This window comes from Bacteroides zoogleoformans (genome assembly GCF_002998435.1).
GTDB lineage: Bacteria > Bacteroidota > Bacteroidia > Bacteroidales > Bacteroidaceae > Bacteroides > Bacteroides zoogleoformans.
Genome location: NZ_CP027231.1, coordinates 1,754,943 through 1,776,406, shown reverse-complemented (window position 1 = coordinate 1,776,406; position 21,464 = coordinate 1,754,943). Strand labels below are relative to the sequence as shown.

Genomic DNA, 21,464 nt, shown 5'->3' with positions numbered 1-21,464 from the left:
AGTGTTTGAGACGAAAGACACAAGTGTCTGACAAGTGCCGTTATAACTTGCTCTTGTTCAAGGCAATGCGTGCCTGCAACTCCCACGTGCGGATGCGGTCTTTATAGAGGTTGTGTCCGTTCTGCTTTACGATGTCCAATGAGGCGTCGGAATTATCTTCCCAGCGTCGGCAGAGGTAAACCACGTCGTAGACACGTCCTATCTGATAACGGCGAGAGAAGTTCAGTCCCAGCGCATAGTCTTCGCCATAGCTGGTGTTGGGCACTTTCACCTCGCGCAGCACCGGCGTGTAGAAGGCGCGCGGGGCGCCCAGCCCGTTGATGCGCAGGGCGTTGTTGCGGCCATTGTGGGGCGTCCATTCCTTGTGGTCGATAATGCCCGGCGCAATCATGTTCATATGGAAGTCTGTCATCATGTAAGTGCCCACCACCATGGCGCAGTTCTGCTCGTAGAAGGCACGTACCATGATGGCGAGGGTATGCTCGTCTTTGTACACGTCGTCGCTGTCCAGCTGTACGGCGAACTTGCCGCATTTGGCATGGTGCACGCCCATGTTCCAGCAGCCGCCGATGCCGAGGTCGTTGCGCTCGGGGATGATGTGGACGAGGCGTTCGTCGGCTTTGAACTCGTCGATGGCCTCTGTGGTGCCGTCCGTGGAGTGGTTGTCGATGATAATCAGGTTGAATTTGAAGTCCGTCTTCTGGTTCAGTACAGACCGGATGGCGTCGCGGATGGTACGGATACGGTTGCGTACGGGGATGATGACCGATGCTTCGTATTCAAAGCTGTTGTCATTGAAGTTTATCTGCGTGAATTTGGGTTCCAGATAGCCGTCTATTTCCTTCAGATGTTCGGTGCATGCCTGCTCCATTTCTACCTGACGGTCGCGGTTCTTGGGATCTACATAGTCGAAAATCTTTTCACCGCTTTTGCGGGTGTCGTTCTCCACCTCACTGTAGAGATATTCGTTGATGTGCACCAGCTCTGCCTTTTGGCTCAGCTTCAAGCGCAAGTCATAGAGGCCGGCGAAGCGATACTCCGCCTTCATGCGTCCGGCAGCCTCTTTCAGCTTGGCGGTGTTGAACAGTAGCACGGAGCCGAAGTTGAAGTCGTCTCTGAGCGAGCCGAACTGGTAGTCGATGACGGGTGCATTGGCCTGCTTGCCGTTGGTGGTCTGGTAGTGGTCGGCATAGACCATGCCCGCGTCCGTATCTTCGGCAATGCGCATCATGCGCTCCAAGGCGAACATGCCCATTTCGAGCGTTGTCTCCTTGGTATAAAGCAGTGTGTACTCGCCCTTCGCGGCATTCGCCACGGCGTGCATGGCCCGGCTGCCGAAAGGTTGTTCCACGCAAATGCGATGACAGCCGGGAAGCTCTTTCAATTCGGCGTTGGTGGTCATCAGATAGATGCTCTCTACAAGTCCGGTGGCTTGCAGTCCTTGTATTGTTTTCTCTACTTGTTCTTTTCCTGCGTAAGGGATGAAACAACTGATTTTCTTCATATTCGTATTGTTTTTAATGCTTTTGGTTCTCTATTTGGGGGTCTCTCGATTTCTTTGGCATGGTGCGATGAGGCGTGTGCTCCCTTACCGCTGTGTCGGAGCAGGTTTCGCCCGCAACAGTCCCACTTCTCCGCTCGTTGCAGTGAACAGCACTTCGCGGCCGTTCAGCGGAACCACGGTGCTGATAAGGGAGTTTCCTATCTTGTGCTTCCACAGTATTTTGCCGCTTCGGGCTTCCAACGCGAAGACAAGCCCTTCTTTCGTACTGCCGAACACCACTCCTTCTTTTTCTACCTGCATGGAGGGGGCATGCTCGTACCCGAAGCCTACATCGGATGCCCAAATCTCTTTCGGGACATCGCCCCGGGTGGCGTAGCAGACAATGCTGTCGTTCATCGTCTTGCTGTATACACGTTCACCGTCTTCGGAGAGGCCGATGGTTTCGCGTACCATGGATTGGAACGTGCGCCATACGGTATTTCCGGTTTGGATGTCGATGGCTGTCATGGCACGTTGTGGGTCGGTGATGAACACCTTTCCTTGTGCTGCCACCGGCCATACGGCAGCGGGAGAGAAGTGCATGCGGGTCAGTCCTCCCGTCCATCGCCAGCATTCCTTGCCGTCCGCCTTGTTCAGGGCATAAAGTGTATTGTCCCATGCCCCGAAGATAACCTTGTCTTCCGTTACCAGCGGTTTGGTTTCGATGTAACCCTTCACGCCCGTGTAGGCCCAAACCACCCTGCCCGTGCGGATGTCTATGGCACGAAGGGTGCCGTCGCTGGCGCCGATGTAGGCCGTGCCTTGATCGATGGTCACTGCCCCGAGTACAGGTTCTGCGGCTTCCGCCGTCCATAGCAGGCTTCCGTCTTTCGTGTTCAGGCCGTAGATGCGGCGGTCTGCCGAGCCGAACACAACGATGCCTTCGCTTGCCGCGGGAGTGCCTACGATGCGTTTGCCTGAGGCAAAGCTCCACAGCTTACGGCCGTTCTTCAGGGCGTAGGCGGTGAGGATGCCCATGTCGTCGCCTACAAAGACTTTGTCTTTTTCTACGCAGGGAGAGCAGTAGATGCCTACTCCTGTCTGCACCATCCATTGCTCCTTTACCTGCGGATAGTCCTTGTTGACGGAGAAGTCGGGGTATTTATCCGCTTTGCCGTTGCGGTTGTAATAGGGCTCGACGAGCGAGAAGGCTGCCCACTCTTTGGCCGGTTCGCCGATACGCTGCGTATATACCTTGATGGAATCTTTACTTACTTCGTAGATGCCATACCCCGGTTTTCCCTCTTTGTCGCGCAGGTTGCTGCGCATCAGTATGCCCGGAATGCCGTCGTAGCGCAAATTTCTGTTCGCATGATAGTGTCCGCCGATGAACAGGCGTATGTTGTAGGGGCGCACGGCATCGGTTACCTCGTACCAGTTGTCCACATCTCCTTCCATCAACGGATAATGGGTGACCAGTATCACGGGCTTGTCTCTGCCCGCCTTATCCATTTCCTCGGTCATCCACCGGATGTCTTGTGGCACTACATGACCATAGGCCATGCGCATCAGTGGACCCGAGTTGAAGCCGAGGAACAGAATTCCTTTGTGTTCGAATTCAAAACGTTCTCCGCCGAAAATCTCTCCGAAGGCGGTGCAACCTGAGTCGCTCCATTTCGTCTCATGATTGCCGAGGATGACGTAGTAGCGGGTTTTCAGCAGGTCGAGGCACGATTTCACTTTCTCCATGGTGGTACGGTCTCCCTCCTCGGTCAGGTCGCCTGTCACCAGCACGAAGTCGATGCTGTCCGTGGCGTTGATTTGTGCGATGGAGCGCAGCAAGTCTTCCGTGGGGTTCGGATTGTTCGGGTTCAGGTGAATATCCGTCAGTTGCGCGAAGCGGAATGTATCCTGTTGTGCCTGCATGCCAAGGGGGAAGAGGCAAACCGTCAGGAACAGGGTCAACAGGCTTCGACTGAAAAAGTATGATTGGTTTAACTTCATAGATAGAGTATGATTGGTGTTACTTATTGTCATTGAAGAAGGTCAATACCGCGTGCATGAATGCTTCTCTTTCCGCCTCGGTACGTATCGCCTCGAAAGGAAATCCCAGAATCAGTGTTTTGTAGTCGCCCTGATAAGCCACGCCGGCACTCAGGTTGTTCTCAGCATAGCGCATCACCGTATAGGCGTCTTTGCTTGCCGGCTCAATGGCGTCGGGGGCTTCTACTACGTACGAGTCAGCGTTCAGTTCGTTGTAGTAGGTGTAATTCCCCGACAGAGAGGAGAATGGAGAAGCCACGCTTTTCACTTTCCCCGTTATGGCTGCCTGTCCTACACGCCACTTGTATTTCAGGATATCCGTGGCAAACTTCTTGTCCGCCTCATCGGCAGCGGCAAGCCGGTTGTCCCAAAGGTCTGTTCCGACAAAAGCACCCGAAACAAAGATGTTTCCTCCTTGCTTGCAATATGCGGTAATCGCTTCCTGCATGCGGTTGTTGAAGGTTTTGAACTCCAACGGCATCACACCTCTTCCCATCTTGCTCTGGCATTCTTTTCCTAAGATGAGGTCGACGTATTTGTAGTCGTTGAGCGATGTCCATCCGTCTTCCACAGCCTCGTCGCTGCTCGAAACAAAGGAGTAGCCCGCTTTCAGTATCGCGGCGCCGTGCACGGAGGGATAGTCGAACGTATTGCCGGCAATCACTTGATTTTCATAATCACCGTAGCTGTCGCCAAAGCCCGACGCATCGTCGTCCATCCAAGGAATGGAGCGGCGATACTCTTTCATTTTACCGATGTAGCTGATGTCCTTTATATAAGGTACACCGTGATCTTGTTCGTCCAGAAAACCGGCAAGCAACGTATCGGCGGGTGCAGGTGCCACGAAGTCGGCGGGAGCGCTGATGCGGTCGAACCCGTTTACCACCAGCACCGTGCCCTTGGATTGTGAAGCCCGTCCTACCGATAGTATTTCGGATGGGAAGCTCTCACCTCCTTTGTTCACGGCCGTCACTTTGTAGCTGCATACCACGCCGGCAGGGATGCGTACACGGTAGCTGTTTTTCTCCACCAATACGCCGTTATCGAAAGCTCCGTTTCCGATGCGCGTATAGACAATGTATTTCTCTGCTTTGGCTGTCGGTTCCAATGTGTCGTCCACGGGTTGCCAGCTCAGCTCTACCTCATCCTCTCCGGTCATGCGCAGAACCATGTGGTCTACCGGAAGCGGCTGGACAACGTACTCCGTGCCATATTGCGAGCAGAGGAACTGTAACATGCCTTTGTAGATGGCACGACTCACGGTGAAGCGGAAGCGCGGGTCCAGTCCGTAGCGCATATCGGCAAAGTTCTGGTGAGAAAGCAGTTCGAGCAGCATGGTGGGTACGCGGGGGACACGGGCCTCGTAATAAGATTGATTCCACTTGCCTCGGCGGGTCCATCGGGGTTCGTAAAGAGTGCGCACATCACGCACGATGTTCGATTGAATCAAGTCGGTCAAGTCGTGGCCGAGGTAGCGCGACGCTCCGTTGGCATACTTTTCGTTGTAGGCATTGGTATAGTAGATGCCCAGCGTCCCGATGATGGAGTCGTTCAAGGTGGTTCCCGCATCCGAGTGGAAGGCGAAAGCCATGTTCACGGGAATGTTCAGTCCCTTTTCCGTGGGATTAACCGGAGAACCTCCGGCGAGGTAGTTCACCCAGATGCCGCGGCATTTGTAGTCGTCCGTATAGTCGTTCTTGCCCTTGCTTTCGGAATATACGCTGTCGGGGATTCCCGCCCATTGCAGCCAGTAGCGGGCTGCTTCGCAGAAACGGGGATAGCCGCTTGCCTCAAATCTCTGTTGCGACAAGAAAGCGGCAGTTTGAGATTCGTTTTTTTCGCTTGTGATTCCTGTTTGCAGGTTGCGTGTATCGGAGCTTTTCAGGTTTTCTGTTATGCCTTCATCGGAGATGCGGCGTGCTATGTTACCCATACCGCCGCCAATCTTCACGGCATCTGCCGTTATCATTCGTCCGGCTTTGGCGGAGCGGTTGCTCAACACCACTCTGTATTCTTTATTTCTGCCTGCGTCGAAGCCGAAAGTGCCGAGGTAAATCCACGTGCCGCCTCCCATCTGCTGGTTTACTTTGAACTGTGTGACACCTCCCTTGTGGTACACGGTATAGAGGGCATCATCCGTGCTGCTCGGCAACGTCTGATAGGAAACGTACACGGCATATTGTCCGCTTGCAGGGATTTCGGGCGTCCATTCGGCAGTGCTTTCTTTGCCTTTCTTCGTGGTCTCTACCATGCGATAACTACCTTCTTTGAACGGGTTCTCGAAGTTGACGTATTGGGAACGCAGTTGGGCGAATCCTTCTCCGTTTCCTTGTTTCCATATTTTCTCGCCACTGCTTTCTGAGTACGCGGAACGACCGTCCGGACAACCGTCATTATCCACAATCACTTCTTCTGTCCGGCAGTCTCGTTCGCGCGGGAGCAACACATTGGCACCTGCATTTTCCAGCATCGGCACAAGGAAAGGCAGTACGTAGCTTTGCGTGTACAGGTCTTCCACTGTTTGGAAAATGCGTGCACGCTGCCATTCCCAACGGGCAAGTTTAGACTCGTAGTACCAGCCGTGACTTTGCCACAAAGCGATGTGACGATTTTGCAATCCATTGGTGGGGGTATAAGGGGTAGAGATATTCTTCACTAAAGGCTTTGTGGCAGTGGGGGTGAATCTTTTGGCTTTCTTGTCTTTTTTGCTGCGCAGAGCTTGGGGAATCAGTTCTTCGATGCTACGCTTGTTGGTACGGATTTGCAGCCTGCTTTTGGATAAGTTCGCCGGTAGCAGCGCGCGCACACTTTTATAAATCTCGGCGACGTTGTCTTCACGGAAAGGGATATAAGCACAGTTCATGTTGGCAAAGAGTTGCAGCGTTTTCCTTTTCACGGCTACGGAATCTATTCTGATGGTTCCTACAGACACTTCTTTACGTGCCACGTCATTCAGTAATTTCTCGATTTCCCGGCGGACGTCCGTCGGAAGTTCTTGTGCGCTTACTGTTTTGAGAGAAAGGAGGGAGACGGCAAGCAAACCAAGTAAAAAAAGACATCGTCTATTCATAATGATGTATCAGGTTAAAGGTTCTTTTTATTCTTCTTAATCAGCAGGCAGAGTCCGATGAAAGTGAACAGTGCATTGAATATCAGTAGTTCGTAACTGATTTGATAACCTCCGAACCAAGCTTCGGAATTCTTTTGCAGCACAAAGCAGAGAGCCGGAGAGGCGATGGCCACCAACGGGATGTACTTGTCGCGCACTTCTTGTTTCATGAAGACGCCGAAAGCAAACAAACCGAGAATGGGGCCATAGCTATAGCTTGCCAAAATATATACAGCGTCGATGACGCTTGTGTTGTTCAGCAGGTTGAATACAAAAATCGTAATGCCCATGACCACAGCCATGCCGATGTGTACCTTCTTGCGTATTTTTACAACTGCCTTCTCTTCTTTTCCCTTTGCACCCAGAATGTCTACGGTGAACGAAGTAGTCAGGGCGGTGAGTGCCGAGCCTGCTGCCGAATAAGCGGAAGAAATCAACCCGATGATGAACAGGATGCCTACGATAGCCGGGAAATACTCACCGGTGGCAATCACCGGAAACAGCTCGTCGCTCTTTGCCACCGTAATCTCCCGATTGGCGGCGAATATGTAGAGCAGTACGCCCAGCATGAGGAACAGCAGGATGACGAAGAATTGAGAGATGACGCTGGTTATCATGTTCTTCTGCGAGTCTTTGAAGTTCTTGCAACTCAGGTTGCGCTGCATCATGTCTTGATCCAGTCCCGTCATGGCAATCATTGTGAAGACTCCGGCGAGGAATTGCTTGAAGAAATATTGCCTGCTGTTTACGTCGTCGAAGAAGAAGATGCGCGACATGTCGCTGTCGGCAATGGTGCTTATCATGCCGGTGAACGACAAGTTCAAGTCGGAAGCGATGTAATAAATGCAGAGTGCTACCGAAACCACCAGACAGAACGTTTTCAGAGAATCAGTCCAAATCAGTGATTTTACTCCGCCTTGAAAAGTGTACAGCCATACTAAAGCTACCGTAATGGCTACATTCAGCAGGAACGGCAGTCCGAACGGCTCGAATACCAGTAATTGCAACGTCAGGCATACCAAAAACAGGCGGACGGCTGCGCCGAGCATCTTAGAAATAAAGAAGAACCAAGCTCCCGTGCGATAAGAAGACATGCCGAAACGGTTTTCCAGATATTCGTAGATAGACACCAGATTCATCTTGTAGAACAAAGGTACAAGCACATAGGCTATGATAAGTTGTCCGGCAATGAAACCCATAACCATCTGGAGATAACCGAAGCTGCCGACTGCCACCATACCCGGAACGGAGACGTAGGTAACGCCCGAAATGGCAGAGCCTACCATGGCAAAAGCCACTACATACCAAGATGATTTGCGGTTGCCGACAAAGAAACCTTCGTTGTCGGCCTTTCTGCCTGCAATGTAGGATACCGTGAACAGTATCGCGAAGTAGGCGGCGATGGTGATGATTACTGAAAGCGGTGTCATGAGGAGGATTTACTGTTTATTCATTTATAATTGTTTGATTAATCTGTTATTCGCCATAATGCGTGGAGTGCCGGTGCGTAGGCACGAGGTCATTCTTCGTAGAGCAGATAAGGTTTGCGCTGCACCTTGAACTTTTCCACGTCTTCTTTCCACATTGCTTTTATCTCGTCGGCACTTTTCCCTTCTTTTATCATTTTGCGCACGTAGTCTGTGCCTACCAGCAATTCGAAGAAAGAGCGGAAGAAGTGGTCTTCCATATTCAGGTTTCGGTAGGCGTCTATCACATAACTCAGGTCGATGCCGCGCTTCCAAATCTCCTCATCGCTCAGTGTACTCAGGTTCATGCCGTGGCAAAGTTTGTTCAGTTGCGGCGGATTCTTGGCTCCGGGCACGCTGCGCGGTGTAAAGCTGTAACTATAGCCCGTCATGTTGGGATGTCCGTACACCTGAAACGGAAGGTCGGTTCCTCTGCCCAGGCTGACAGGAGTAGCTTCGAAATAGCAGGTAGAAGGATATAGATAGACGGACTTCATGTTCGGCAGGTTGGGCGATGGAGGAATCGGCAACCGATACATGGTTCGGTGTGTGTAGTTTTTGCAAGGAATGACGGTCAGGTCGCATACGCGCGAGGCGGGCAACCAGCGTTCGCCGTTCACCATCAACGCAAGTTCGCCCAGCGTCATGCCGTGCACAATGGGAATGGGAAGCCAACCCACGCCCGACTTGTATTTCATGTCCAGTATCGGTCCGTCCACATAATGCCCGTTGGGATTTGGGCGATCCAGTACCAGTACCTTGCGGTTATATTCTGCACAAGCATCCATTAGTCGGCACATGGAGGCATAATAGGTGTAGAACCGCAAACCTACATCCTGTATGTCTACAATCAGAATATCGAATTTACGCATAGAAGCATCGCCGGGTTTGCCCAACTTACCGTCGTACAACGAAAGGATAGGAACGCCCGTCTTCGCATCGACAGAGCTCGACACATGTTCACCCGCATCGGCATTCCCCCGGAAGCCATGTTCGGGCGAGAATATAGCCACCACGTCAAATTTGTTTTCCAGCAAAACATCCAGCAGGTGCTTGTCTCCCACCATGCCGGTGTGATTGGAGAATATGGCTATTCGCTTGTTTTTCAAGATGGGAAAATACTCCGAAGTCTGCTCGTCACCTAAAACGACCCGCTCTTCTTGTGCCCCGCACAACAAAGAGCCACATAGCATCAAAAATAAAAGCAATAGTTTCTTCATAATATGGTATAGCCTAAGGAGGATATTGTTTGCAACAAAGATAACGTTTATTTTAATATCAAAAACACTTATTTTAATATTTTCAATATTATCAATCTTATTTTGCAGAGTTGGAATATCATAAGCTGTCCACTATCAATATTGCTCCATCGTGCTATCATTTCATGTTGCTTTTTCTTTCCCTTATATAGGATGCGCTGCACTAACCGTTCTACAATATGTAGATTTCATGATCAATAAACCCATCGTCAGAATTAAATATGCGCTAAATTAATTCCGCCGATGGGTTAATCATAATAAAAGGTTAATGGTTTTGTAGTTAATTTTTATCACCAACCGGGATTTTGCTTCATGTTTTTATTTAAAGTCAATTGTCCGGTGGGTATCGGATATAAATAATGCTTGCTTTCGTATGTACGAATCTGGTCATCGGAAGCGTCAAGATAATCGCCTTTCATTGCTTCTTCCGGATTGGCTACATTTTTCAGGTTTGCACCTAAAAACACGTTCGGATGGTTCTTGCTATCCAACAACTCCAATTGATGCCAGCGGATCAAATCCCAATAGCGATACCAATTATCAAACATCAGTTCACAACGTCTGCAACGACGAATTTCCCAAAGCAAGTTGCTTATGTTCATATTGTTTGCTGGATCGGCTTCGGGTGTGGTGATCATGCTGGGCAAACCTGCGCGAGCTTGCAATTTGTTGATGGTGTTGTCCAAATCTGTTTGAGTCAGTGTGCCTAACTCAGCTTTGGCTTCCGCATAGTTCAGGTAGATGATGGAAAGCCAGTAGATTGGAGCATCTGTATAGGCCGTATTTATCTGATTACGATTGTATACAGCCAGACTCGTATTATCGAATTTGGCAACGCCATATCCTGTTGATGAAGTGAAAGGAGCTACGCCGGCACGGCTGTAGGCATGTCCTCTGAAGGCAAGTACCGGATCTATGGAAGCAGCCAAACGTTTGTCTCGGGTTGCAAGTACGGCAGCCAGCGAATAATTGCCATCGGCATCCAACTCAGCAGCATCGTTCTTATCCATTGTTGTTGTGGCCAACGGTTTGCCATCCAAGAACAAATAACTGTCAAAAGCATCCTTAGACATACCATGCGTGCCGCCGGTATCTACGGTATAGTCAATGGTAGAGTGCATGAAAGCGTCTTTAGAGTAAGGCTTATAGAAGATGATTTCCGGGTTGCTTGAGAGGTCGATGGCATTGTAGATTGACTGATAATCTTCTCTTAATTTATAGTTCTTTTTTATCAATTCTTCGCAAGCCGATGCACACTCTTGCAGGAACTTTTGTGAGCGATTCATGTCTGCGGCCTTTCCATTCTCATTCGCTGTGCGATATTTGCAGAATGTACCTTCCCACAAACAAATGTCCGCTTTCATGGCCAGTGCCATGTCTTTGTTGAAGCGCTGTTTATTAGTACCGGTCATGTGGGTGCAAGCATAGTTCAGGTCTTCCAGGACTTTGTCCATTACGACATCTCGGTCTGTACGGTCGGATTGCAAGAACTCCTTGTCGTTGGGGTCTACAATTTGACCAATCCATTGCACATTGCCAAACATGCGAACCAGTTGATAATATTGCCATGCACGATTCATGCGGGCAATACCTTCATAGTTTGCTTTTGTGGCGTCGTCCAGCGAGGAAGACTGCACGCCATTGATTATGTAGGCAGCTCGGCGAATTTCTACGAAAGGAGTCGACCATTCGGATGAAGTGGAAACCAAACTCGTGTAAGTCCATGTGTGATTGTCTTTGTGGACTTGGTCATCACTTAGTGTCTTGAAGTAAAACCATCCACCGCCACCTGCATTACCATAACCGGAATAATTGTTTAGGAATGTGTTGCATTGGTTGTCAAGGTTATCTGCATTACTCCAATACTCAGGAGTATTGGAGAAAGTATCCAATGGCTCTTTGTCGAGCAGGTCGTTGCAACTTGTCAAGCTTATTAAAGCCAAAGTTCCGTATATGAATATTTTTTTCATTGTTTCTTCGTTTTAGTAGTTATTATTACAATGTCACTTGAATACCGACTGAGAAAGTACGAGTAATAGGAGCGACACGTCCCCAAGTGCCATAGGCTCCGTTGTTGGTCGGAGAAGCATTGACTTCCGGGTCGATGGGCAGGTCTCCACTTCCTTTATGGAGGAGGAAGAGATTACTACCGCTGAAGTAGATACGTGCTTTTTCGATGAATGCTTTGCGAGTCCATTCTTTCGGGAGGGTGTATCCTATCGTTACATTTTTCAGACGGAGGTAAGACATGTCCGTCAGATAGCGGCTCTGCGGATAATAGTTATTGCTTCCTGCTGCAATACCCGCTACTGCACCATTGCTATCATTACCGGGATAAAGACGGGGGTAGGTATTACTTTGGTTGATTTCATAGCCTACAATCTGCTTCCAATAGTTATCGTACAACACCTTGTTGTAGTTAGTTTGGTGGTCGTAAATGGCCAAGTCGGACGCACGCATCATGGGGAAGTTGAAGGACGAGATTGTCCATTCATCACGTTTGCCTACACCTTGGAAGAACAAGTCGAGGTCAAGACCTTTCCATGCGCCTCCGATGTGGAAACTGTACTCATAGCGCGGCATGGAGTTACCGATGACTTTCAAGTCACCATGGTCGTCGGCCTTGCCTTTTCCACCGTCAATCTTCTTGTCACCATTCAAATCTTTGAATTTAACGTCACCAGGGCCAAAGTGGAAGTTGCCTTTTTCCAGTGCCGATTGATCGGCTATACCTTCTTTATAGTTCCAAGAACCGTTTTCATTTTTACTTGTGAAATCTGACTCTTCAAAATAACGGTCGGTCTCAAATCCCCAAATGTCACCGTATGTCTTACCGGTATAGTAGGTATTCAGCAACTTGCTGTCATTGGTCCATTTGGTAACTTTCGTCTTGGAGTCGCTTAGGTTGAAGTTGGCATAGACGGTGAAATCGTTGAACTTATGCTGCCAGTTCAAGTTGACTTCCCATCCGCGTGTGCGTAAGTTTCCGGCGTTGGCGTATGGAGCATTGGCTCCCAATGTGTTGGGCAGAACTTCGGCGGGAGCGAGCATGTCGCGTGTCTCGCGTTGGAACCAGTCGAAACTGACATTTAAGTCATTATCCAAGAATCCCAAGTCTAATCCGACATTTGTGGTACGGATGCGTTCCCACGTCAGTGATTTGGATACGAGGTCGGGCATGTTGTACATGGTCAGACGATTGGCATTGGCTCCATTTCCGTCTACCCAATATACATATCCGGTAGAAGCATTGTTGAGGCGTTGTGTGATGAGTTCGACAAACATGTAGTCGCCTACGGCTTCATTACCGATTTCTCCGAGAGAGGCACGTAGCTTGGCATTGTTGACAACTTTTCTCAGCGGTTGGAAATAAGCCTCTTCCGAGAAGCGGTAGCCGATGGATGCCGAGGGGAAGAATGCCCAGCGGTCGGAACTTGGGAAACGGGATGAACCATCGTAACGGCCGTTCAGTTCCAATAAATAGATACCTTTATAATCATAGTTGATACGTCCGAAATAACCGGCAGAGGCACGGTCGTTGTGGCTCCATTTTAATTCTTGTCCATCTTGGTTGGCCAAGTTTAGTTCGGGCTTGTTTTGGTCGAAAAGTCCTTTCCGCTTACCGTATAAATAGATGTAGTCCGTTTCCTCTGCATTGGCGCCTCCCATGATGTTGATATTGTGCTTTTGGGCGAAAGTCTTAGCATAGTTAGTATAGACATTCAACACCCAATTGTTCTGGCGCGAAGCGTCACGCCAAATAGAAGTACTGCCTTTGGCTACGATGTAAGAGGGAGCTTTGAATGTTCCCCAGTTGTTCATTCCGAAAACGGAATAGTCAGCAGAACCGCTATTCATGTTCTGAATGCTGTAAGTAAAATCAGCATTCAGTGTCAACCCCTTTATGATTTCGGCTTTCAAGAAAGTGTTCATGCGTGTGAGGTCGGTTGTCGTTTTATGGTCGGCAGCTTGTTTTTGTTGTGCAATGGTCTTAAAATCGTGCCCGTTCACTGTTCCGTAAGGGCCGAAGAAGCTACCCCAGCGCCATAAGTACTGATAGGTGTTCTGCCATGTGTCAGGGCGTTGGTAGGCCTTGCGCGTATAATTAAAGCGGGCGCCTATTTGCAGCCAATCGAAGACATCGGTTGTCAGGTTTACCGAAGCATTGTATTTCTTCAACTCATCCGGATGAATCTTCATGATGCCTTGTTTATCGTCATAGCCGAAAGAGAGGTAGTAGTTGGTTTTTCCGCTGGTGCCTTGAACGGATAGGTTATGACTTTGAGAAGGAGCGGCATTATTGTAGAAAATACCTTTGACATCCCAATCTGCATAGAGTAATCCTTTACCGTTTTCGAATAGCAGGTAGTCACCTACGTTTTCTTTGTTCTGGTAGAGTTGCATTTCGCGATAACCGGCTTTGCCTCCGTGTTGGGCTTTCCAAGCTTCGGCATATTCCAGCATGGTATCGAAATACATACCGAACAATTCGGGCATTCCTTCACCCGCGTTTTTCTTGGCTTCAATGGCAGAGCGCAATTGGGTGGGTACGTCGGGATAATCGGGGAGGTATGTCGATTGATCCCATGCGAAGTTGTTGCTGTAGTTGATACTGACCTTATCTTTGGGCTTGGCGCCTTTGGTGTTTATTAAAATTACACCAAAAGCGGCACGTGCACCATATATGGAAGTGGAGGCGGCGTCTTTCAATACGGATATGTTCTCAATGTCCTGAGTGTTTAAGAAAGAAATGTCATCCATGGGTACACCGTCTACAATGATGAGCGGGTTACTTACTTCTTTATTGCTTAAAGTACCTAAACCGCGAATGCGCATGGAGGGGCTGCCATTGATGTCTCCGGAATTATTCAGGATGGAAAGTCCCGGTACGGCTCCTTGTAACGCCTTTGCCACATCTTGTTGTGGTCGTCCTTCCATTGTCTTTGATAAGTCCACCGTTGATACAGCACCCGTAAGGTTAACTTTCTTCTGCGTACCATATCCCACAACCACGACCTCGTCCAGTAATTCCGTGTCTTCCTTCAAGACTATCTTCATGGTTGAGGTAGCTTTGACTTCTTGCGGCTGATAACCTACAAATGAGACTTTCAGCATTGCTCCCGGTTTTACGTTTAGCGTAAATTTACCGTCGAGGTCGGTAACTATTCCGTTGCTCGTACCTTTCTCCACCACGCTGGCGCCTATTACGGGTTCGCCTGCAACATCTACTACCAGACCGTTGACGGTGATGGTTTGCAATTGTTCTGTCACTTTTGCAACCTCGGTGGAGGTATTGGGGTTGGCCATCGCATTGCCGCTGCTTAAGAACAGGGTGCTTATGGCCACTGCCGTGAGAAACTTGCTGTATGCCGTTCCTCGTTTTTTGTGATCTTCATTCATAATCATAATAAAAGGTTAATGGTTTTGTAGTTAATTAATGTATTCTTATTAGAAATCGGGGCAAGGTTGAGTGGGATGTAACAGCAATGTTGACATTCATCTTTTTTAGGGCAGTTCATTCTTCATAGGCTTCTCCTCTATTTAAGGTCGTTATTGACAAAGGGATGAAACGACCGGTTCGTTTCCTGCTAACAAAGATACATTATTATTTAATATCAAGAACGTTTGTTTGCTAATATTTAGATTTGTATATATAGATTCGCACATTTGTGGCTTCAAATCTCTGTTATATAGATAAATTAAGTTTTCTTTTACAGGTGGACTAAGGTTCTTCTATGTTCAAGGCATGGAATGCAATCAGTCCCTTCATGGGTGTTTCCTCAATCACTTCCAGTTCGATGCCGAATTCTCCGGCCACTTCGCGCAAGATACTTGCATAACTATAAGCCAGTGAACCGACGAAGCGTATGGGATAGTTCTTGTAGTCGTATTGGCAAACGTTGCGGGTGAAGAAATTCCGCAGGTTGCCCGTAATCAGGCTATATACATAGTCATCGTTTGTATAATCTGCCAGGAAATAAGATAAGGTGGCTAAGAAACGGTTGGGGAAAGGACGGTTGTACACTGATTCCATCACTTCATTGGGGCTGATACGAAATTTGTCGAAGAAGTCGGTCGTCACGTCTTTGGGAGCTAGACCTTTCAGGACATCGGACAAGAACATCTTGCCCAATACTGCGCCACTACCTTCGTCGCCTAAGATGTAGCCGCCTGCCTTGACGTTTTTCACGATGATTTTTCCGTCATAGAAACATGAGTTGGAGCCGGTACCCAAGATACAGGCAATGCCGGCTTCGCACTTGAACAAGCCACGGGCAGCGGCCAGCAAATCGCTTTCCACCTGAATGGGGGTTTTGAATTGAGCTACTAACGAGGCACCCAGAATGTTCTTCTTTTCGTGTGAAGAACAACCGGCACCATAGTAGTAGACCTGCTCCAATTTTCTTTTGAAGAAATGTTCGGGCAGGCCTAACCGTACGCTCCGGCTAATTTCTCTTCTGGTCTGAAAGAAAGGATTCAATCCCTCTGTAAAGGCTTGTTGTATCAGATGATTATCTTCAACCAATGCCCACTCTGTTCTGGTAGAACCACTTTCGGCGATGAGTTTCATAAGCAGACAAATTTAGAATCGAATACAAATGTATAGCTTTTTTCAATTTTTCCAAGATATTCTATGGAAAAAACGTATGGGAGGGAAAGAAACAGATGAGGCGAGTGACAGTTTGTACACTCGCCTCATCCGGCTTGTTCTTATTTCGATTTCTCGTACGACAGCAATCGCTGGTCGCTTTCCAAAGCGCGAAGTCCGGTGATGTCTTGTGTCACCTCCACCACGCCGAGGTATTCGCTGTTCTTTCCGCGCACGGCCGAATATTCGATGTAGACGAAGCGGCCTTTGAAGTTGGAAATCCAGAAAGCGGCTTTGTTCTCTTTACCGCTTTTGAAGTCTTCGAGAATCTGCTCTACCACGTGCACGCTGCCGGGAGGATGACACATGCGTACGTCGCGCCCGATGATGGAGCGGTTGCGTTCGAACACCCTTTTAGGACTGTGAGAGAAGAAACGCACCTTGTCGTCCTTATCGACAAAAGTGATGTCGATGGGAAGGTGGATGAACAGCGCTTCCAATTCTTCGATGCTGAATGCGCCCGACGAAAGGCGGATGGCATCTGTCTCCATATAGGTTTGCTTCTCTACCTTAGCCATGCCTGCGGGTTTCCATTCGTCTTCCGGGTCAATGAGGCAGTAACCGAAGTCGGGTGTTTCCTGATAAATCTTGTACCACTCGTCTTCCGTCAGTGTATCCATGCTCATGGGAAAGAGGATTTCTTCTTCTTTCTTAATCATGCCGGCAATCATTTCTACGGCCGGGTTGCAGACGGTTGCAACGGCTGTTTTCAGCTCGTTCACCGTGGTGAGAGGTGAAGTCAGGGTCTCGAACGCCTTTTTCAGTTGCAGGCGGGTTTCGTCGTGCTTGCCCCACATCACTTTGGGAGGACCGGTGATGAGGTGCTTTTCCAGAAACGGGAAAAGCAGGTATTCCTTGCGTTTGTAGTGCTTGTCTACGTCGGCGAGGCTGTTGAAGATGGTGCGCAATCCTAATAGGAAGCCTGTCAGGTGTGCATCATCCCATGTGTCCATCGTACCGGTCAGCTTCTTGTAGGTGGTTATTTCGGCGTTCAACGCCTCATTCTCTTTGCGGAAGGTATCTGCGGGATGTCCTGCCGGAATGGCCTTTGCACCTCCTAAGTCGATGCTTCCGTCCAGCACGGCGGTGTGCAGGTCGCAGAACTCCTGTATTTCGGCTTCGTTCAGCAACTGCTCGTTGATAAGTGCCTGTTCCACTTCCACCACCTCGTTGTAAGGTATGGTTTTCAAGACTTCGATAAGCCGGTTTCTCAGCACTTCGGGATTTTCGCCTTTGTGCAGCCTGAGCAGGAGGTGGCGCAACATTTCTTTGCGTTGTGCCGAGTTGTTAATTATTTCACTCATATCGGTTTTAGTTTTGTTCGCTGCCGCGAATCATGGTTAATAACATTTTAAATCTCTCTACGGCTTGCAGTGCGTGCGGATGTCCGGCAGGCATGATGATGCAATCGCCTTTCTTCAGCAGTCGGGGTGTTCCGTCGATGCGGATTTCCGCTGCGCCGTCCAGTATTTGCACGAATGCGTCGAAATTGGCCGTGTGTTCGCTCAGTCCCTGTCCCTTGTCGAACGAGAACAAGGTGATGTTGCCCGCTTCGTTCTTCGTGACCTGCTTGCTGATGACTCCGCCCTCCGTGTATTCTATCGAATCTTCCAGGGCGATGACTGTGGCTTTTTCGTATATTTTCATAACGCTATACATTATTATATATTATATTATGCACTTAAAAAGAGTTTCATGTCCTCGTCTGCGGAGGTGATGCCGGCAATGCCGAAGTTGTTCACCAGTACGTTGGCCACGTTGGGCGAGAGGAATGCGGGCAATGTAGGCCCGAGGTGGATGTCTTTTACTCCGAGCGAGAGCAGGGCCAGCAATACGATGACCGCCTTTTGCTCGTACCAAGCAATGTTGTAGGCGATGGGCAGGCTGTTCACGCTGTCGAGGCCGAAGGCTTCTTTCAGTGCGAGGGCGATGCGTACAAGCGAGTAGCTGTCGTTGCATTGTCCGGCGTCGAGCACGCGGGGAATGCCGTTGATATCGCCCAACGGGAGCTTGTTGTAGCGATACTTGGCACATCCGGCAGTGAGGATGACGGTATCTTTCGGCAATTTCTCGGCAAACTCGGTGTAGTAGTTGCGTCCCGGCATGCGTCCGTCGCAGCCTGCCATGACGAAGAACTTGCGGATGGCTCCCGACTTCACGGCGTCAATCACCTTATCGGCCAATGCAATCACCTGATTGTGGGCAAAGCCACCGATGATTTCGCCGGTCTCTATCTCTTGAGGAGCCGCACAGCGTTTGGCATGCTCGATCAGTGCGGAGAAGTCTTTCGGGCGACCGTCTTTTCTGTCGGCAATGTGCTTGAACCCGTCGAAGCCCGAAGCACCGGTGGTATATACGCGGTCGGCGTAAGTAGAACTTTTGCGGGGAGGAACGATGCAGTTGGTGGTGAATAGAATCACGCCGTTGAAGTGCTCGAAGTCTTCGGTCTGATGCCACCAAGAGCTGCCGTAATTGCCTACGAAGTGCGCATACTTCTTGAATGCCGGATAGTAGTTGGCAGGCAGCATCTCGCTGTGCGTGTAGATGTCGACGCCTGTGCCTTCGGTCTGTTTCAGGAGTTCTTCCATATCCTTCAGGTCGTGCCCGCTTATGAGGATGCCCGGATTTTTGCGCACACCGATGTTTACTTTGGTGATTTCGGGATGGCCGTATGAAGAAGTGTTTGCCTTGTCGAGCAACGCCATGACCTGTACCCCGTATTTTCCTGTTTCGAGCACAAGGGCTGTCAGCTCTTCGGCGGAGAGGGTGTCGTCTGTGACGGCTACCAATGCACGTTGCATGAAGGCGTAAATCTCAATGTCCTCGTACTTCAGGTTGGCGGCGTGTTCGGCATAAGCAGCCATGCCCTTCAGGCCGTAGACGGTGAGCTCGCGCAAGGAACGCACGTCCTCGTTCTCCGTGGCCAACACACCCACCGAGGCGGCTTTCTCGTGCATCTGGGCTTCGGTTTCTCCACTCCATGAGGCACCTTCGAAGATGATGCCTTCAAGTGTTCCGCCTTCGGCGAGCAGGCGTTCTTTGACGGAGTTGCGCAACTCTTGTGCCATACGGATGCGGGTGATGAAACGGTTGATGTCGAAATTGGCGTTGGTGATGGTCATGAACAGACTGTCCGTGATGAACTTGTTGACTTCGGGAATTTCTATTCCTTTCGCTCTCAGACGCACCGTGTAGCACGCCATGCCTTTGCACAGGAAGAGCAAGAGATCTTGCAGGTTGGCCACATCGGCGGTTTTTCCGCACACACCTTTCACTGTACAGCCTTGATTCTTGGCTGTCTCCTGACACTGGAAGCAAAACATTTTCTCCATAATTACGCTGTTTTTTTAAAAAGTAAATACTGTTATCTTTTGATGTTGCAAAGGTAGGGCGCGCACCATCGGGAAACGGTAACCATGGTTACACGCCTCCGGCATTTGTATTTTTTAACAATAAGAAGTCCGGCTTTATTCCTTGTGCGGCGTATCTTTATCCTCAAAAGAACAGAAGCCATGTTGGAGTATAGTTTAGTTGGTTGCCCTTTGTTTGCAGGCATGACGCCTGCGCAGGTCGAAGAGTTGGTTGTGCGTTGCGTCTCTGATGTCAAAGAGTTTGCCAAGGGAGAACATGTGGTGAGGCAGGGCGGCGTCATCAATCATCTGTACCTGCTGGTCTCCGGTTTGGTGCGCACGGAGATGATTACCAAAGACGACAATGTGCTCGAAATCGAGTTTATCGACCCGGTGCGTCCGTTGGCTCCGGCCTTTGTTTTTGCCGACCGCAACTTCTTTCCGGTGGATGTGATTGCCATGGAGGAGAAGACGGTTCTTTATCTCATCCCCAAATCGGTGTTTCAGAAAGAGATGATGCAGAACGAGACACTGCTGCGCAATTTTCTCCGCATCAATTCCAATATTATTGTTTTCCTTTCGGGCAAGGTGCAGATGCTGTCCATCCGCAGTTTGCGGATGAAGCTGGCCATCTATCTGTTAGAGAACACCACGGAAAAACAAAACACTTTCAAGTGGCGGCGCACGCATGCCCAACTTGCCGAATATTTCGGAGTGCAACGCCCGTCGCTCTCGCGCACGCTTGGCGAGATGGTGGCCGATGGGGTGATTGCATTGGATAAGCAGGAGGTCACGGTGCTGGACAGGCGGAAGCTGCAAAGCTATATGTAGGGCGAAGGATTTTGCTATCGGTTTGCTCTTTGCATAGATAGTTCTTGCTCAATACCATCTATGTTTTCACTGTATTTGTCTTGATGTATCGAGACGGATTCTCCTTAATTTTAAGTAATTCTTCTTCTCGCCATTTATCAATAGCTGTTTGTAATAGTTCTGCTTGTGATTTAGCAATTCTTGTCATTAGTTCTCTATTCGCAAGTACTTCTGCCTCTAAGCGTTCTTTGTTTCTTTGCGTGGATATCTGTACTTCTGTATTTATTTCATCGTTAATGTCTGAAACTCGTTTATCAGACATTATTTTGGCGTGGTACATTTCTGCGCGTAAATAGTCGTCATATGGACCAGAGGCAATCATCATCTTAAAGAATGTTGGTGCTGTCTCTATTATTATAAAAAGTAGCATTACAATGATGGAAACAATTTTCAAGTCTGAATTTTCATTCTTTACATTTGAGAATGCTTCATAGCGAACACAGAATCCATTTTCATCATTCCCTTTAGATATATCTTCATTTCCCTTAGTTCTATTAACTTCAATTTGCTTTCTAATATTATCAAGTTCATTTTGATAAGAGCTTTCCCACATTGATAGCTCCTTTTCAATTGCTTCTTTGTTTCGTACCTTTTCTTTGTATATAGGTCCCTGTCCAGGTATTCTCCCTTCAGCCCCTTCTACTTCTTTTATTAATTCTTCATTAGCCTTGGCTAATCGTCCTAGGATTTCTGCTTTCTGCTGTTCAAGCAGATCCCTACGCTTTATAAGAAGTTCGTTACCTTTGTCAATTTCTGCCATGGACGCATTGGTTCTTTCAATGTTGTCCTTGACTAATTGTGAGTTTATTCTGTCTTCAAAAATCTTCATTTCAAGTGGCGTAGAGATAACGATACCTAAGAATATGGCGATAATGATACGTGGTAAACCGCTATAAAATTCTCTCCAACTTATTGTGACTTTCCCATCAGAATACATTGTGTTTACAATGAATCTGTCAAGATTGAAAATAAGCATTCCCCAAAATATTCCAAACAAGATAGCCTTTTCTACACTATGAAATATAAAATATAGAGCGTAGCCACCTGAAAGTGTAGCCATTAGCGCTGTAAATAAGATAGTCCCTCCAATACCTGCATATTTGGCGTAGTCAGTGGGACATTGTCTTAAAACGGTTCGATTTGCTCCTGAACATATCCAGAGAAATTCATTGAGCCATCCGCCCCATTTTATTAGTTCTTCGCTTTCATTTGTCTTTTTTATTTGCGTGTTCATA

Annotated in this window: 13 protein-coding genes; 1 reads left to right on the top strand and 12 read right to left on the bottom strand. The window is 48.8% G+C overall.

The annotated features are described in order from the left end of the window. Positions 1 to 40: 40 nt before the first annotated feature. From C4H11_RS07420 to hcp, 11 genes are all read right to left on the bottom strand, one after another. Entirely contained in the window at positions 41 to 1,504 is a 1,464-nt protein-coding gene (locus C4H11_RS07420) for a glycosyltransferase family 2 protein (protein WP_106041093.1), read from the bottom strand. A gap of 84 nt (positions 1,505 to 1,588) precedes the next feature. Continuing rightward, entirely contained in the window at positions 1,589 to 3,487 is a 1,899-nt protein-coding gene (locus C4H11_RS07415; protein WP_106041092.1) for an outer membrane protein assembly factor BamB family protein, read from the bottom strand. A 19-nt stretch (positions 3,488 to 3,506) separates the two neighbouring features. Next, positions 3,507 to 6,596, bottom strand: coding sequence for a golvesin C-terminal-like domain-containing protein (locus C4H11_RS07410; protein ID WP_106041091.1), 3,090 nt, complete (start codon positions 6,594 to 6,596; stop codon positions 3,507 to 3,509). A 14-nt stretch (positions 6,597 to 6,610) separates the two neighbouring features. Then, positions 6,611 to 8,065 (bottom strand): sodium:solute symporter, encoded by a 1,455-nt coding sequence (locus C4H11_RS07405; protein ID WP_106041090.1) that lies wholly within the window; start codon positions 8,063 to 8,065, stop codon positions 6,611 to 6,613. 89 nt (positions 8,066 to 8,154) lie between these two features. Then, complete coding sequence (locus tag C4H11_RS07400) at positions 8,155 to 9,321, bottom strand: exo-beta-N-acetylmuramidase NamZ family protein (RefSeq protein ID WP_106041089.1); 1,167 nt, start codon at positions 9,319 to 9,321, stop codon at positions 8,155 to 8,157. A gap of 329 nt (positions 9,322 to 9,650) precedes the next feature. After that, positions 9,651 to 11,330 (bottom strand): RagB/SusD family nutrient uptake outer membrane protein, encoded by a 1,680-nt coding sequence (locus C4H11_RS07395; RefSeq protein WP_106041088.1) that lies wholly within the window; start codon positions 11,328 to 11,330, stop codon positions 9,651 to 9,653. Positions 11,331 to 11,355: 25 nt separating this feature from the next. Continuing rightward, the gene (locus tag C4H11_RS07390; RefSeq protein WP_106043218.1) at positions 11,356 to 14,760 is read right to left on the bottom strand and encodes a SusC/RagA family TonB-linked outer membrane protein; all 3,405 of its coding nucleotides are present in this window, start codon (positions 14,758 to 14,760) and stop codon (positions 11,356 to 11,358) included. A 322-nt stretch (positions 14,761 to 15,082) separates the two neighbouring features. After that, the gene (locus C4H11_RS07385) at positions 15,083 to 15,931 is read right to left on the bottom strand and encodes a hypothetical protein (protein WP_106041087.1); all 849 of its coding nucleotides are present in this window, start codon (positions 15,929 to 15,931) and stop codon (positions 15,083 to 15,085) included. A gap of 140 nt (positions 15,932 to 16,071) precedes the next feature. Further along, the gene (locus C4H11_RS07380; RefSeq protein WP_106041086.1) at positions 16,072 to 17,313 is read right to left on the bottom strand and encodes a DUF438 domain-containing protein; all 1,242 of its coding nucleotides are present in this window, start codon (positions 17,311 to 17,313) and stop codon (positions 16,072 to 16,074) included. Positions 17,314 to 17,320: 7 nt separating this feature from the next. After that, complete coding sequence (locus C4H11_RS07375) at positions 17,321 to 17,656, bottom strand: cupin domain-containing protein (RefSeq protein ID WP_106041085.1); 336 nt, start codon at positions 17,654 to 17,656, stop codon at positions 17,321 to 17,323. A 26-nt stretch (positions 17,657 to 17,682) separates the two neighbouring features. Further along, positions 17,683 to 19,332, bottom strand: a complete 1,650-nt coding sequence (gene hcp, locus C4H11_RS07370) for a hydroxylamine reductase (protein ID WP_106043216.1) — start codon at positions 19,330 to 19,332, stop codon at positions 17,683 to 17,685. Positions 19,333 to 19,521: 189 nt separating this feature from the next. On the opposite strand from hcp, the gene C4H11_RS07365 reads away from it, so the two are divergent. After that, the gene (locus C4H11_RS07365; RefSeq protein WP_106041084.1) at positions 19,522 to 20,190 is read left to right on the top strand and encodes a Crp/Fnr family transcriptional regulator; all 669 of its coding nucleotides are present in this window, start codon (positions 19,522 to 19,524) and stop codon (positions 20,188 to 20,190) included. Positions 20,191 to 20,248: 58 nt separating this feature from the next. Here the strand turns inward: C4H11_RS07365 and C4H11_RS07360 are convergent, their stop codons facing one another. Then, positions 20,249 to 21,463: a DUF4407 domain-containing protein gene (locus tag C4H11_RS07360; RefSeq protein ID WP_164996516.1), complete on the bottom strand. Its 1,215-nt coding sequence runs from the start codon at positions 21,461 to 21,463 to the stop codon at positions 20,249 to 20,251. Position 21,464 lies beyond the last annotated feature (1 nt).